Annotated in this window: 15 protein-coding genes; 8 read left to right on the top strand and 7 right to left on the bottom strand. The window is 57.2% G+C overall.

Going from position 1 to position 15,109, the window contains the following annotated elements:
- Positions 1-519 (bottom strand): hypothetical protein, encoded by a 519-nt coding sequence (locus tag ABYT07_RS03170; RefSeq protein WP_372989399.1) that lies wholly within the window; start codon positions 517-519, stop codon positions 1-3.
- A gap of 118 nt (positions 520-637) precedes the next feature.
- Here ABYT07_RS03170 and ABYT07_RS03165 point away from each other — a divergent pair, with 118 nt between their 5' ends.
- Positions 638-1,048, top strand: coding sequence for a SufE family protein (locus tag ABYT07_RS03165; RefSeq protein WP_372989397.1), 411 nt, complete (start codon positions 638-640; stop codon positions 1,046-1,048).
- A 67-nt stretch (positions 1,049-1,115) separates the two neighbouring features.
- Here ABYT07_RS03165 and ABYT07_RS03160 read toward each other — a convergent pair whose 3' ends face one another.
- Both ABYT07_RS03160 and ABYT07_RS03155 read right to left on the bottom strand, forming a co-directional pair.
- A complete protein-coding gene (locus ABYT07_RS03160) occupies positions 1,116-1,754 on the bottom strand; it encodes a DUF1638 domain-containing protein (RefSeq protein ID WP_372989396.1) in 639 nt (212 codons plus the stop codon).
- 65 nt (positions 1,755-1,819) lie between these two features.
- Complete coding sequence (locus ABYT07_RS03155) at positions 1,820-2,518, bottom strand: corrinoid protein (protein ID WP_372989395.1); 699 nt, start codon at positions 2,516-2,518, stop codon at positions 1,820-1,822.
- A gap of 201 nt (positions 2,519-2,719) precedes the next feature.
- Between ABYT07_RS03155 and ABYT07_RS03150 the strand changes: the two genes are divergently transcribed.
- Entirely contained in the window at positions 2,720-3,799 is a 1,080-nt protein-coding gene (locus tag ABYT07_RS03150; protein WP_372989393.1) for a PA0069 family radical SAM protein, read from the top strand.
- On the opposite strand, the gene bmt is transcribed toward ABYT07_RS03150, so the two are convergent.
- From bmt to ABYT07_RS03135, 3 genes are all read right to left on the bottom strand, one after another.
- Entirely contained in the window at positions 3,796-4,818 is a 1,023-nt protein-coding gene (bmt, locus tag ABYT07_RS03145; protein WP_372989391.1) for a betaine--homocysteine S-methyltransferase, read from the bottom strand. The genes ABYT07_RS03150 and bmt overlap by 4 nt on opposite strands.
- A 36-nt stretch (positions 4,819-4,854) precedes the next feature.
- On the bottom strand, positions 4,855-6,729 hold the full coding sequence (locus ABYT07_RS03140; RefSeq protein WP_372989390.1) for a phosphatidylglycerol lysyltransferase domain-containing protein: 1,875 nt from the start codon (positions 6,727-6,729) through the stop codon (positions 4,855-4,857).
- Positions 6,730-6,862: 133 nt separating this feature from the next.
- A complete protein-coding gene (locus tag ABYT07_RS03135) occupies positions 6,863-7,180 on the bottom strand; it encodes a DUF1476 domain-containing protein (RefSeq protein ID WP_372989388.1) in 318 nt (105 codons plus the stop codon).
- Between the two features lie 162 nt (positions 7,181-7,342).
- Here ABYT07_RS03135 and purC point away from each other — a divergent pair, with 162 nt between their 5' ends.
- The 5 genes from purC to ABYT07_RS03110 are packed head-to-tail and all read left to right on the top strand — an operon-like array spanning position 7,343 to position 12,189.
- On the top strand, positions 7,343-8,104 hold the full coding sequence (gene purC, locus ABYT07_RS03130) for a phosphoribosylaminoimidazolesuccinocarboxamide synthase (protein ID WP_372989386.1): 762 nt from the start codon (positions 7,343-7,345) through the stop codon (positions 8,102-8,104).
- A gap of 51 nt (positions 8,105-8,155) precedes the next feature.
- The gene (gene purS / locus ABYT07_RS03125) at positions 8,156-8,386 is read left to right on the top strand and encodes a phosphoribosylformylglycinamidine synthase subunit PurS (protein WP_372989385.1); all 231 of its coding nucleotides are present in this window, start codon (positions 8,156-8,158) and stop codon (positions 8,384-8,386) included.
- Complete coding sequence (purQ, locus tag ABYT07_RS03120) at positions 8,386-9,054, top strand: phosphoribosylformylglycinamidine synthase subunit PurQ (protein WP_372989384.1); 669 nt, start codon at positions 8,386-8,388, stop codon at positions 9,052-9,054. Before purS ends, purQ begins: the two co-directional genes overlap by 1 nt.
- Before the next feature lie 36 nt (positions 9,055-9,090).
- On the top strand, positions 9,091-10,851 hold the full coding sequence (locus ABYT07_RS03115; protein WP_372989383.1) for an ATP-binding protein: 1,761 nt from the start codon (positions 9,091-9,093) through the stop codon (positions 10,849-10,851).
- A gap of 3 nt (positions 10,852-10,854) precedes the next feature.
- Positions 10,855-12,189, top strand: a complete 1,335-nt coding sequence (locus tag ABYT07_RS03110; protein ID WP_372989382.1) for a sigma-54-dependent transcriptional regulator — start codon at positions 10,855-10,857, stop codon at positions 12,187-12,189.
- 94 nt (positions 12,190-12,283) lie between these two features.
- Here ABYT07_RS03110 and ABYT07_RS03105 read toward each other — a convergent pair whose 3' ends face one another.
- Positions 12,284-12,574 carry a hypothetical protein gene (locus ABYT07_RS03105; RefSeq protein WP_372989381.1) on the bottom strand — a complete coding sequence of 97 codons (291 nt, stop codon included), beginning with the start codon at positions 12,572-12,574 and terminating at the stop codon, positions 12,284-12,286.
- 585 nt (positions 12,575-13,159) lie between these two features.
- Between ABYT07_RS03105 and ABYT07_RS03100 the strand changes: the two genes are divergently transcribed.
- Positions 13,160-15,109: ribonuclease E/G (locus ABYT07_RS03100; protein WP_372989380.1), on the top strand; the 1,950-nt coding region annotated here is incomplete at its 3' end.

Below are 15,109 nucleotides of genomic sequence, written 5' to 3'. Positions count from 1 at the left end.
TTATCGGCGTGATGTCAGTGCGTTGCGCTGACCTTCGATGCGGATGGTACGTACACCGGCCAGCATCTGGTCTGTCACGGCACGTCCCGCGATCACCTCACGGGTCGGCTGCGCCCCAACGGCTGTGTTGTCGGGCAAGATCCCTTCAAGCCGGTAGGTCAGCACGCCATCCACGGGCAATTCGTCTTCGTTCGCGGGGGTCAGCTGCACCTTGTAGATGCCCTGACGTGCCGCAAGACCCGTCGCGCGGATCATGGCACCACCGGGGGTCTTTTCGACGGTCAGGTTTGTGACCTGATCAATTGGCTGCCCCAAATAGACTTCGGTTTTTGCACGCGCGCCCGCAAACAAACCCGAGCTTTGGGGGATCAACGGATTTGTACTGGCTTGGGGTTGTTCACGCGGCTCTGATTGCGCGGAGCCAAACCAGTTGAAAGGGTTCACACGGCTGTCGCGCACAGTTGCGCAGCCCGTCAGAACGAGGGTCGATACCAAAAGGGCCGAAAAGGTCTTGCGCATAGGGTCCGCCGTGGAAATTACCGTGTTAATTGACTAACCCATCCAGGACCCGTTGGGAAGGGGTGGACGTTTCGCAAAACGCGACCTACCTGTTTTGTAATTGAGAGAGGAATACATCGTGGCGACAGAGGCATTTGAAGAACTGGTCGAGGATTTCGAATTTCTGGACGACTGGGAAGACCGCTATCGGCATGTGATCGATTTGGGCAAAGGGATGGACCCCTTGGCCGAAGCCCTGCGCGTGCCCGCCACCAAGGTTGACGGCTGTGCCAGCCAGGTATGGTTGCACGCCCAATTTGACGACGGCAAGTTGCATTTTGACGGCGCGAGCGATGCAATGATCGTGTCTGGGCTGATTGCCGTTTTGCGGTCGCTTTACAACGGATTATCTCCGGCAGATGCGCTTGCCGTGGACGCGCGTGCCGAAATGGGCCGGCTTGGGCTTAACGAACACCTGTCGGCGCAACGATCTAACGGCCTGACCGCGATGATCGAACGGGTACGCGAAACGGCCGCCGCGCAGGGCTGAGGCCGTCAGCGGGCGTAGTGTTTGCGGCAGGAGCTGCGCCAGATGAGTTTATTTGGCAAAATGAAGATCAAAGCGTTTCGAGCGCAACCTTCAGATCGCCATAGCCGGTAAAGCGCCGCTCGAAGGTCAGGCCTAAGGTTTCGGCACAGGTCTTGGCCTTTTCGGTCAGGGCAGGATCGTCAGTTTGTGCTTGGTAGACCAGCTTTTCATAGTTTCCGAAATACATGTCGCGCAGTTCCGGGTGGCGGTCCAGCCCCATCGGTTTGATGATGAAGGCGTCGAATTGGCGGACCAGAAAATCAGTCAGGTAGAAGGTTGTGATCTCGGTTTCCGAGGTTTTCGCGAACTGGGCATTGCCTTCGAAAAAGCTATAGCAATGGGGCCCTGCGACCATCTGAACGCCCATTTCTGCACAGGCGGTTTGCAGCAATCCTCCGGTGCCACAATCGGCATAGACCACAAAGATATCGTCATAGTTGTCACGATGCTTGGCCACGGCAGCCCTCACGGCAGCGGTGATTTTTTCAGGGTAAAGGTGCAGATTGGCGGGCAGGCAGGTCAAATCCAGATGGGTCCAGCCATTGGCCGCCTTGAGGTCAAGGATTTCACGGGCCAAGGCACCACAGGCGATCAACAAAATACGGCCCTTGCTGGCCTCAAGCGGGAGGCCCTTTTCGGTGAGTTGTTGATCTGACAGCTTGTGCATGGGGTCCCTTAAACGACAAAGGCCCCTCCGGTACAGGAGAGGCCTTTGTGCTTTAAATCAAAGACTTAGGCCTTGGCGCTGTTGTGCTTGCGACCGACCCACTCTTTGGCGGTTTCCACGGCTACGGCGGCATCGCGGCAATAGGCGTCTGCACCGATGGCTTTGCCGAATTCCTCGTTCAGCGGGGCACCACCGACCAAAACGATATAATCATCCCGGATACCCTGTTCGATCATCGTGTCGATCACAACCTTCATGTAAGGCATGGTCGTGGTCAGCAGGGCAGACATTCCCAAAATATCGGGGCCTTCCGTTTCCATCGCCTCAAGATATTTCTCGACCGAGTTGTTGATTCCCAGATCAACCACCTCAAAGCCGGCACCTTCCATCATCATCGACACAAGGTTCTTGCCGATGTCATGGATGTCGCCCTTGACGGTACCAATAACCATCTTGCCAACCCGCGGCGCACCGGTTTCAGCCAGCAATGGCTTGAGGATGGCCATGCCGCCCTTCATCGCGTTGGCAGCAAGCAAAACTTCGGGGACGAACAAGATGCCGTCACGGAAATCTGCGCCCACGATGGTCATGCCGCCGACAAGCGCTTTGGTCAGCACGTCATAAGGGACCCAGCCACGCGCGATCAGAATGTTCACGCCTTCTTCGATCTCGTCGCGCATACCGTCATAAAGGTCGTCGAACATTTGCTGAACAAGTTCTTCGTCGTCCAGATCAGCAAGGATAATTTCGTCTTCATCCGACATAGTCGTTCCTCATCGGTTAATTTGCCGCGCGGGCTTTTGCCCTTTTGTCACGGAAAAACATAAAGCATCGTGCTTTTTGCGACACGGGCCGCATCAAGTGCGACCTAGCGCTTTGTTTAGAGATACCGCTGATGCACCTGTAAAACAATGGTTTGCTCTTTGATACTTGACCGTGTTCTTCATTTGTTCCAAAAGTTATGAATGGATCGTGAAGAGCATAGATATAATCTGGCCGGACGTGGTGTTTCCGGCAATGTCGCCGGTCGGTTCGAACGGCTTAGGGTCGATGCTGTCGATGATGGGTGGGACCCAGATCAGGGGCCTTTGCCGGTGATGCGCACGCAAGTAAGCGAGGAAGTCGCGCGCAGTGCAATCAGCTATAACCGCTCGCCTGATTTGCCTTTTGATCGGTCGATCAATCCATACCGTGGCTGTGAACATGGCTGTGTTTACTGTTTTGCGCGGCCTAGCCATGCGTATCTTGGCATGTCGCCCGGACTGGATTTCGAGACACGGTTGATCGCGCGTCCGCAAGCGGCCGAGGTTTTGCGGCGTGAATTGGCGGCAAAACGCTATCAGGTGGCACCCATCGCCATCGGCACCAATACGGACCCTTATCAACCAATTGAAAAACAACACCAGATTACCCGGCAACTGCTCGAGGTGTTGTCAGAGGTTAATCATCCTGTCGCCATCGTCACAAAAGGCAGCTTGATAGAGCGAGACATTGATATCCTCTCGGATATGGCGGGACGCGGGCTGGTCCGGGTTGGCATTTCTGTCACGACCCTTGATGCCAAGCTTGGTCGGTTGATGGAGCCACGCGCCCCCGCACCGAAACGTCGTTTACAGATGATCACGCGCCTGGCCGAAGCGGGCATCCCGGTGCGGGTGATGGCCTCTCCGATGATACCTGCGCTGACCGATCCCGAACTTGAGGCGATCCTAGAAGCGGGACGCGACGCAGGCGCACGGTCGGCCAGCTGGATCATGCTGCGCTTGCCTTATGAGGTGTCGGAATTGATGCAGGACTGGCTGGCGCGGCATTATCCGGACCGTGCCAACCGTATTATGACACGTTTGCGTGAAATGCATGGCGGCAAGACTTATGACGCGAACTGGCATACGCGGATGCGCGGCAGCGGGCCATACGCGGACATTATCGCGCAGCGCTTTGATCTGGCGGTAAAGCGGCTTGGGCTATCGACCCTGTCACCACCTATGCGCTGCGATTTGTTTCGCCCGCCCAAACGGGCGAGCGCACAATTGGATCTGTTTTAGCTGGATTTCGCGCCGCGACGGCCACGGCGAGGACCACGTACCGGACCTTCGCCATCTGTGCCATCGCTGGCCGACGAAAACGCACCAAGCGCTTCGACGATCTGTTCCAATGTCGGCGCATCACCTTTGGGGCGGCTATCAAGGGCCTCGCGCATGTGCACCAGGTGTTCTGGCATGGTGCCGCAGCAACCGCCGATGATCGAAGCACCACAATTACGCGCCATTTCAGCGTAATCCGCCATCAATTCCGGGGTGCCATCATAGTGAATGTGGCCTTCGACATATTTGGGGATGCCCGCGTTGCCCTTTGACACGATCGGCGTCGATTTGCCTTTTGCGGCAAAGCCCAGAACGGTGCGCAATACATCTGACGCACCTGTGCCGCAGTTGGCACCATAGGCAAGGGGCATGTTGTCCAAGGCGTGCACCATATCGACCATCGCTTCCGAGGTCATGCCCATCATCGTGCGACCTGCGGTGTCAAAGCTCATCGTTCCGACCCAATCAAGGCCCGCAAGTTTGAACCCTTCTGCGGCGGCGCGGTATTCTTCGGGCGCGCTGATGGTTTCGAGCCAACCCACGTCAGCGCCCCCCGCTTTCAACCCGTCTGCGGTTTCGTGAAACATCTCAACAGCCAGCGCGTGGGTCAGGGGGCCGACAGGCTCCATAATCTCGCCCGTGGGGCCGACCGATCCGGCGACAATGACCTTGCGACCAGCCTTGTCGGCCACTTCGCGGGCCAGTTCGGCGGAAACGCGGCTCAACTCATGGGCGCGCTTTTCTGCGCCGTGCAGTTTCAGCCGCGATGCGTTGGCCCCAAAGGAATTCGTCAGAAAAATATCACTGCCTGAATCAACTGCGCCTTTGTACAATTTTATGATGTTCTGCGGTTCATCCGTATTCCACATCTCGGGGGCGTCGCCGGACATCAAACCCATATTGAACAGGTTTGTACCCGTGGCACCATCCGCCAGCAGCGTGCCTTTTTCAGCAAGAAGATCAGTAAGAGGATTGGACATGAAAACGCTCCGCTAGAGATGTGATTGCGTGTCTTCTCACGATGCCAAACGTGAGGCAACCTCATAATTTTCATCATGGTGATGAGGTTGAGCGACAACAAGCGGGGCATCGGGGCGGTGCACGGCGCGCGTGATGTCAGCCAGCCCGACGGCCAAAACTGCGCGGTTCGGGGCTGCGGCATACAATGACTTCCAGCGCGGGCGAAAATTGGATTTGAACTGGCGCAAGCCTGCACCGCCGCTTTGACGCACCACATATTGGGCCAGCTTCACCATCACCGCCGAAGACGGGTCAGGGCAGGCTGGGGTCGCAGCAAGACTGAGCCGCGGGATGGCCCGTTGTCCGGCACAGACTATGGCATGGTGGATGAGGCTGTGCATCGTGCCGTCGGGGACATCGGATCGTTGGCGCATCAGATCAAGGCACCATTCATGTGTGCCGGAGTGAAAGCTGGCGAAGGCAATCAGCGTGTTGCCGCGATAGGCAAGAAAAACCTGCTGATGGGCCAGATAATCTGCGCAAAACACCCCCATCGTACCGCCGCGCGCGCGACCATTTGCCTGCTGCCATGCTGCATCAATCTGCGCCATCTGCGCCAAGGGAAGTGTGGTGGCCTGTTTGATGATCACACCTGACTTTTGTGCCGCACGCAGCTTGCGGCGCAAGGTGCGAAACGGCGCGGCTGTGATGTCAAAGCCGACGGGCTTCAAAACAGCCTCATCCGCGATATGAGAAACAAACCACGCAGCGGATCGGGCCAACAGGGCGGTGTTGGCGCTGCATTTGTAGAGAACGGGAATAAGGTTCTTAAGCCGGGCTTCGTTCTGGACTGTTTTGATGAAATCGTTGTTTGGTCGGGTCAGCGGATCAAACAAGGCACAAAGCGTCTGACCTGTCGGCCAAACGGCGCAATCGGTCTCGGCACTTTGCAACAGATACCCGCCATTTTGCCGGATGATGCCGACTTCGGCACGTGAAGCGTCGTTCAGCTTTAGCAAAGAGACGGGGGCAGAGAGGTCCGATTTGGTCAGTGGGCGCATCATGGCAACCATGGCGATCAACGCCGGTGCCGCATAATAAATCGCGCGAAACGCGATGATCCCGCTGAGCAACTGAACCGAGGCCACTTCGGGTGCAAAGCCGAACAGTACAAGTTCGAACGGACCAACGCCGCCCGGCGTTCCCGTCAAAAGGGCCGCGCCCAAGGCCATCAGGAACAGCGGCAACAGGGTGGTAAATGCAATGGCATCCCCCGGTATCAGAAGATAAAGCGCAGTCGCAGCCGCCATCGTATCTATCGCTGTCCAGAACAGGATCGAACAGAGCGCCGCAAGGCTTGGCACCTTCATGCGAATGCGGCCAACCGTGACAGTGGGATAGAAAAAGGCCGCCGCAACTGCCAAGGGCAGAGCAAGGATAACAGCAAGCGCCGGCCAGAAGGTAAAGCTTGGCGCGGGCAGCACAAGACAGGCAAGGGCAGTCACGACCAGCAAGGCGGCCATAAAGCTAAGGCAGATAAAGCCGGACAAGCGCAACGCCATGCCCATGCTAATACCGGGCAGCATGCGCCAACGCGCGACCGCACCGGTCAGAACACCCAACCCCAAGGTCTGGGCCAAGGCAATAGCCGCTGTGCCGGAAATATTGGCCTGCCGTGACGAAATACCAGTGCGGAAATGCCGGTGCGCGGTGGCATCATAGCGACCCAAGGCCAGAAAGCTGACACAGGTACATACGGTGGCCATTACAAACGACATTGGATGCAAGCCGCGCAATTCAACAGACACGTCGTCCCAAAATCCCGGCGCAAGCTGCGCGAGGATCATCCACAAACACGCCCCCCCGATCGCCAGCGATGCGCCCAACTGAACGGCACGCAACCTGTGCTTAAACATAAAGCTTTTAATCATTTTAATTCCCGACCAACCCGGAAACGACCATAGCCACTGAAATCATTCCAGAATGTTAAGGCGTTAAAAAACGCGCCTTCGATTTAAGTCAAAGGCGCGTTTTTCCGAATGGCGGGGGCTGGTTCAGTAGGGCCTAATCGACGTCTTTCATCAACTGGGTTTTGGCCTCGGCCATCAATTCGACCATTTTGGCGCGGATCACGGATTCTTCGACGCGGTCACCCAGATCGCCCGACACTTTGCGATAAACATCTTCGTCGCCAGCTTCTTCAAAATCGGATTTCACGACTTCAACGGCATAAGCCGCCGCGTCATCACCTGTTTTGCCAAGATATTCGGCGGCCCATAGGCCCAAAAGTTTGTTGCGGCGTGCTTCGGCCTTGAACTGCATTTCCGAATCGTGGGCGAATTTGTTTTCAAAAGCTTTTTCGCGATCGTTGAAGGTGCTCATTCTGGATCTCCCTTAAAATAACACTGCGTATGGCAAATATGGTGGGCCGCGGGCCTGACAGCAAGGGGCACGCGCTTGCGCGATGGGGTCGCTTGGACTATGTGACACATCAAAAGGGCTGTTTGGGTTTTTCCGCAGGTCTAAAGTCTGGAAGGGATGTGCATGGCCCGTCGCACCAAAATCTACGAAGGCACGGCTAAAATCTTGTACGAAGGTCCGGAACCCGGCACCATTGTGCAATATTTCAAAGACGATACCACTGCCTTTCATTCGGAAAAACGCGCCACCATCGAAGGCAAGGGCGTGTTGAACAACCGTCTGTCCGAGTTTTTCATGACTGGTCTGAACAATATCGGTGTGCCGACGCATTTCATCAAACGGCTGAACATGCGCGAGCAATTGGTCCGTCAGGCCGAGATCATACCGCTCGAGATCGTTGTGCGGAATTACGCGGCTGGATCGTTCGCCACCCGTTTGGGGATTGAAGAGGGCATTCAACTGCCGCGCCCGATTGTTGAATATCACTTCAAGAACAATGACTTGGGTGATCCTTTGGTGACCGAGGAACACATCGCTGCCTTTGGGTGGGCCGGACAGCAGGACATGGAAGACATCCTGAGCCTGTCGCTGCGGGTCAATGATTTCATGTCGGGTGTGATGATGGCGGTCGGTATCCGGCTGGTGGATTTCCGGATCGAAGTGGGCCGGGTTTACGACGGTGATTTCCAGCGCCTGATTATCGCTGACGAAATCAGCCCGGACAGCTGCCGCTTGTGGGATATCGAGACTGGGCAAAAGCTGGACAAGGACGTGTTCCGGCGCGATCTGGGGTCGCTGACCGATGCCTATACCGAGGTCGCGCGGCGTTTGGGCGTGATGCCCAAGACGTCGACACCGATGATGAAACCAACGTTGATCAACTAGGCTGGCGTTGGATATGAGTTTATTTTGCAAAATGAAGCAGGGGGACGCGCCATGAAAGCACGGGTGCATGTGATGTTGAAGACAGGTGTTCTGGACCCGCAAGGCGAGGCTGTGCGCCACGCGCTTGGGGCGATGGGCTTTGACGGGGTTAAGGGCGTGCGCCAGGGCAAGGTGATTGAACTGGATCTGGCCGACGATGTGACCCAAGCGGATGTAGAGGCGATGTGCGAAAAGCTGCTCGCCAATACGGTAATTGAATCCTACAGCGTGGAGATGGTCTGATGCATGCAGCCGTCATTGTTTTTCCCGGCTCTAACTGTGACCGTGATCTGGCGGTAGCATTCGAGGCGGCTGGGGCCAAGGTGTCGATGGTTTGGCACAAGGACACGGCGCTGCCCGAAGGTGTTGATATTGTCGGCATTCCGGGCGGTTTTTCCTACGGTGATTATCTGCGCTGCGGTGCTATTGCCGCGAACTCTCCGATCTGCGGCGAAGTCGCTGCCCATGCGCAGCGCGGCGGTTATGTGATGGGCATTTGCAACGGCTTTCAGGTGTTGACTGAAACGGGTTTGTTGCCCGGCGCGCTTTTGCGCAATGCAGGCCTCAAGTATATCTGCAAGACGGTCGGCCTGCGGGTTGCGACGTCGGACAGCGCGTTCACTTCGGGCTATCACGCCGACTCCGTGATCAATATCCCGATCGCCCACCACGACGGCAATTACTATGCCGATGCAGATACGATTGCGCGTTTGCAGGGCGAAGACCGTGTGGCGTTTACCTATACCGACAATCCGAATGGCGCGCAGGCGGACATTGCGGGCATTCTGTCGGCCAATCGCCGCGTGCTTGGCATGATGCCCCACCCGGAACGCGCGGCCGATGCCGGGCATGGGGGCACCGACGGAGTGGCGCTCTTCCGCGCATTGGCAGGGGAACTGGTCACGGCGTGACTTGAGTGCGCCCGTGAGGTTGCGTAGATTGGGCCCATGTACCGATCTGCGCCTTCACCTGAAACGCCATTATCTGTCAGCTGGCGCGTCCGGCTGGCAGTGGGCATCTTGCTGATCATTGCGATCGGTACGATATCCATCACCAACAAACTGCTGACAGACCGGTTTACAGACAGCACGCGCAACCGTGCCGAGCTGAGAATTGCGCTGTACAGTGGCAACCTGCTAGCCGAACTGCGCCAGAACGCGATTGTGCCACAGCTTTTGGCTCGTGACCCGGCCCTGATCGAAGCGTTGACGCGGTCAGATTATTCGCTCTCTACCCAGCGGTTGATTTCTTTTGTCGAGGAAATCGGGGCCGCGTCCTTGATGTTATATGACATTGACGGACGCACGGTTGCTGCAACGGATCGCAACCGGCTGGGGTCTTCGCACCGGCTCGAGCCCTATTTCATCGATGCCGTCCGGGCGAATGCGACAGTGTTTAGCGTTATTCCACGGCAAACCGGCGGCTATCGGTTCTTTTATTCCCGCCGTATCCAGGAAGGCGGGGCAACCCTTGGTGTTATCGCCGCCGAGGTTGATTTGCAGCGTTTTGAACGGGCTTGGGCCGGAATTTCCGACGCTGTCATCGTGACAGACAGCACCGGCGACATCATCATGGCGACAGAGCCGCGCTGGCGAGGTTTGACCGAGACGGAAGCCCTGTCAAACCAGACTCCGCAAAGCGCCATCGAGCGTGCCATCAAGGCGACAGCCGATTGGACGGCCCTGCCACCTGACGCCTATTTGCAGGGCGAGGCCGTGATGCGGCTGACCTCGCGGATACCGTTTCGTGGCTGGCGGATCACCAGCTACACGACCTATGCGTCGGTGCGCGAAAAGGTAAACGGTGTTCTGGCGCTCGAGGTGATGGGCTTTGCCATTCTGCTGGCCCTGACCTTTTATGCGCTGAGCCGACGCACCGCGGGCAGGGCGGCGCTGTTCCAGCGTGAATCCGCCGAACTGCGGGCGCTGAACGTCGCGCTTCAACGCGAGATCGCAGAGCGCAAACGGGTGCAGCAGACCCTTGCCGTGGCCGAACAAACGCTTGAGCAATCCAGCAAGCTGGCCGCCTTGGGCGAGATGTCAGCCGCCGTCAGTCACGAGCTGAACCAACCGCTGGCTGCGATGAAAACTTATCTTGCAGGCGCGCGTTTGCTGATGCGGCGCAACCGTCTGGACGAAGCCCTGTCGTCTTTCGGGCGCATCGACGATCTGATTGAACGCATGGGCGCGATAACGCGGCAGCTGAAAAGCTATGCGCGCAAGGGACAGGAAACCTTCTCTCCGTTCGATATGGGTGATGCGTTGGCGTCGTCGCTGTCGATGATGGAACCCCAGTTGCGGCAACGTCAGGTGCAAATCACCAGCATCCTGCCTGACACGCCCGTGCGGGTCATGGGCGACCGGATGCGGGTGGAACAAGTCTTGGTCAACCTCTTGCGCAATGCGTTGGACGCTACCAAATCAGAACGGAACCCCAAGGTTGAAATTATCCTTTCAGCGGGGGAAACGGCGACATTGACCGTACGCGATAATGGTCCGGGCATCGAAGATCTCGATGCGCTGTTCGAGCCGTTTTATACAACCAAGCAGCCCGGCGATGGTGTCGGGTTGGGGCTTGCGATCTCGTCCGGCATTGTGACCGAACTGGGGGGCAGGCTGACAGCGCGCAACGGCCAGAACGGCGGCGCGGTTTTTGAAATGCAGCTGCCCATTCTGGACAGCGCAGACAACACACAGGCGGCGGAGTAAACGATGGCGCAGGCAATGAAAATCGCGATTGTGGACGATGAGCAGGACATGCGGCAGTCGATCAGCCAATGGCTGGCCCTGTCAGGCTATGACACTGAAACTTTTCCAAGTGCAGAAGATGCGTTGAAAAAACTGGGGCCGGATTATCCGGGCATAGTGATTTCCGACATCAAGATGCCGGGCATGGACGGGATGCAATTCCTCAAGAAACTGATGGGCAGCGACAGTGCCCTGCCGGTGATCATGATCACGGGACACGGCGATGTGCCCATGGCCGTCGAGGCGATGCGCGTCGGGGCCTTTGATTTCCTCGAAAAACCCTTCAACCCCGACCGGATGAGCGAATTGGCAAAAAAAGCCACGACAGCGCGCCGTTTGGTGATGGACAACCGCGCGCTGCGCCGCGAGTTGTCAGACGGCGGGCAGTTGATGAAAAAGCTGATCGGCGGCTCGCCCGTGATGGAACGTCTACGCGAGGATATTCTTGATCTCGGCCAAGCTGATGGTCACGTTTTGATCGACGGCGAAACCGGCACAGGCAAGACGCTGGTGGCCCATGCGCTGCATGCGGTCGGGTCGCGCGCAGGCAAAAAATTCGTGCTGGTCAGCTGTGCCGCGCTTGAGGAAGACGCGCTTGGCAAGCGGCTTTTTGGCCCGATGATGCCCGAAGACGCGCAATTGCCAGCAATTGAAGAAGCGCGTGGCGGCACCCTTGTGCTGGAAGGCATCGAAGCGCTCAGCGAAACCTTGCAAGCGCGGCTGTTAAGCGTGATCAACGAACAAGGCACGCCTGCGGAAACCCGCATCGTCGCGATTTCCAACCTCCAAGAAGCAGGGCGCACCTCCGAAGATGCGTTGCGGTCGGATTTATTTTACCGCTTGGCCGCCTTGCGCATCACTGTTCCGCCGCTGCGCCAACGTGGCGAAGATATCCTGACGTTGTTTACAAGGCTCAGCGATGAATTCGCCGACGAATATGGCTGCGAAGCACCCAAGGTATCGGCCCAAGAAGCCGCACAATTGTTGCAAGCGCCATGGCCGGGCAACGTGCGCCAGCTGATAAACGTGGCCGAACGTGCGGTGCTGCAATCGCGGCGCGGATCGGGGTCGATCGCGTCTTTGCTGATGTCGGATCACGAGGAAATGCAGCCTGTCATGACCACCGATGGCAAACCGCTGAAAGAATATGTCGAAGCGTTCGAGCGGATGCTGATCGACAACACGATGCGCCGCCACAAAGGATCAATCGCCAGCGTGATGGACGAGTTGTGCCTGCCACGCCGGACGCTGAATGAAAAAATGGCGAAATACGCGTTGCAGCGATCGGATTACCTGTAACGCTTCAATAACCTAGCCCGCTTTTAACCAAATGCGGGCCAGAGCTGGGACAGGGCGGTCGCACCGATTGCTGGCCCCCGTCAGTCGCCCTTCTTTAGCCGACCCGCGTCAGGATCAATTCTTTTGCGGCACCGGTTTCATCGGTGTAGCAGGTCCAGGAAGGTGCACCGGGCAGATCGACGATATACTGGTTGGTTTCGACGATGGGCAATGTTGTGTTGATCGTGCCGCCTGATACGCCGGTATGCTTGGCCACTGCGCGAAGGCAGCTTCTTTGCGATGCGGCTTCGGCCCGCGCTACGGGGTCATTTGCGATGCTCATGTCTTCGCAAGCGGCAAGTGCCATGATGGGCAGACAAAGCGCCAAGCGCAGGGAAAAATGCATCGTAAGTTCCTTGTTTTCGAGATGTCGCCAAGTGAAATGGCCAGTTAATCTGGGCCACCGGCCCCACCAGTTGACTGTTTCCCACACAAGGGCGTGATGTCAAGTATTGGCACCTTGTTCCGGCATATAGGGCCTTTGTCCTTTGAACCTTTGGCGATGTTGCGCGATTGACCATTGTCATTTGTCCACATCTGCCTTTAATTGGGGGAAGGGCTTGCGTTTTCAAATGATCGCGCAGGTGCCCCTAGACAGTTTCGCTGCCTTCGGTAACCCGCATGTCGGTGTCCAGGCAGACCGATTGAGGCCCTTAAAAAAGGCCAATGAACCGCTGACGGATGGAACGGGCCAAGGCCTTGTTCAGATGCAGTAATTAATGGATGTGGCAGGTTTGGTAACGGGCCTGCACCATCGGAGAAGAACCGCGATGACGCGTGCAGACGCCAAGAGCAGACAGACAGGTGGCCTTTTGGGCCCATTCTTATCGAAGCCCGTCTTAGCCGCGTCACCCATCGCCCTGACAAGACATACCCTGTCACGCGCGGCCCCACCGGGGCTTTTGCGTGCGCAGCTGTGCAAAATGGATTTATGCCTAAGAAAATGCTTATTGATGCCACCCACGCTGAGGAAACTCGCGTTGTTGTGGTTGACGGAAACAAGGTCGAGGAATTTGACTTTGAATCAGAGAACAAACGCCAGCTAGCTGGCAACATCTACCTCGCGAAAGTCACGCGGGTAGAGCCTTCGTTGCAAGCGGCCTTTGTGGATTATGGTGGAAACCGCCATGGTTTTCTGGCGTTCTCGGAAATTCACCCCGATTACTATCAAATCCCCGTGGCCGACCGTATCGCGCTGATGGAGGAAGAACGTGCCTATGCAGAAGCGCAGGCCGCCAAAGAAGACGAAGACGAAAAGCCCAAGCGCCGTACGCGGTCACGCAGCCGTGGCAAGCCCAAGGCCGAAGACACGGTCAGCGATGATGCCACTGTCAGCAAGGACGCCGATAGTGACCAGATCGAGGGTATGGAAACCGTTGATCTGGATGATGATGAAGAAGGGTCCTCTCCGATGGAGCGGGTCGCAGAAACCCCCGTCGAGGAACCCGATGAGGACGTAAGCGCCAGCGATGCGGACGATAATGACGACGATGATGACGCGTCAAAGGCGCAGGATGCATCGTCCAAGGATGACAGCATCGAATCCGTTGCCGATGATGATGACCACGACGACCTGCGCCCGGCCCGCAAACCACGGCCCAAGCGTTACAAGATTCAAGAAGTCGTCAAAGTCCGGCAGATTCTGCTGATTCAGGTCGTAAAGGAAGAACGTGGCAACAAGGGCGCTGCCCTGACCACCTATCTGTCGCTGGCCGGTCGCTATTGCGTCCTGATGCCCAACACCGCGCGTGGCGGTGGCATCAGCCGCAAGATCACCAACGCCGCAGACCGCAAGAAGCTTAAGGAAATTGCAAACGAGATCAAAGTGCCTAAGGGTGCCGGCCTGATCGTGCGCACCGCCGGCGCGCAGCGCACCAAAGCCGAGATCAAGCGCGACTATGAATATCTGCAACGCCTGTGGGAACAGATCCGCGAACTGACGTTGAAATCCATTGCGCCTGCCAAGATCTATGAAGAGGGCGATTTGATCAAACGGTCGATCCGTGACCTCTATAACCGCGAGATCGACGAAGTGTTTGTCGAAGGCGAGCGCGGCTACCGGATCGCCAAGGACTTCATGAAGATGATCATGCCGTCCCATGCGAAAAACGTGAAGCTTTACACCGAAACCATGCCGCTGTTCGCACGCTATCAGGTGGAATCGTATCTGTCGGGCATGTTCAACCCCACGGTTCAACTGCCGTCGGGCGGCTATATCGTGATCGGCGTGACCGAAGCGCTGGTGGCGATCGACGTCAACTCGGGACGCGCCACCAAGGAAGGGTCGATTGAACAGACCGCCACAAAGACAAACCTTGAGGCTGCTGCCGAAGTTGCCCGCCAGTTGCGCCTGCGCGACCTTGCTGGTTTGATCGTCATCGACTTCATCGACATGGACGAGCGTCGCAATAACGCCGCCGTCGAAAAGATGATGAAGGACAAGCTGAAAACCGACCGTGCGCGCATTCAGGTAGGCCGTATTTCCGGCTTCGGTCTGATGGAAATGTCTCGCCAGCGTCTGCGCCCAGGCATGATCGAGGCAACGACCCAACCTTGTCATGTCTGCCACGGGACCGGCCTGATCCGGTCGGATGACAACCTTGCCCTGTCGATCCTGCGCGAGATCGAAGAAGAAGGCACACGCAAGCGGTCGCGCGAGGTGTTGATCACAGCCCCCGTCGGCATCGCCAACTTCTTGATGAACCAAAAGCGCGAACATATAGCCCATATCGAAGGCCGTTACGGCATGTCCGTGCGGGTTGAAGGCGACCCGACTTTGGTCAGCCCCGACTTCAAGATCGAAAAGTTCAAGACTGCAACGCGGGTTGTCGTGCCGGTTGAACATGTCGTGTCTGTCAATGCGTCCTTGATGGACGAGATT

It is taken from the genome of Sulfitobacter sp. (assembly GCF_041552635.1).
In the GTDB taxonomy this organism is placed as follows: domain Bacteria; phylum Pseudomonadota; class Alphaproteobacteria; order Rhodobacterales; family Rhodobacteraceae; genus Sulfitobacter.
The sequence above is the reverse complement of the archived record's forward strand: the minus strand, read 5'-3'. Positions and strand labels throughout refer to the sequence as shown.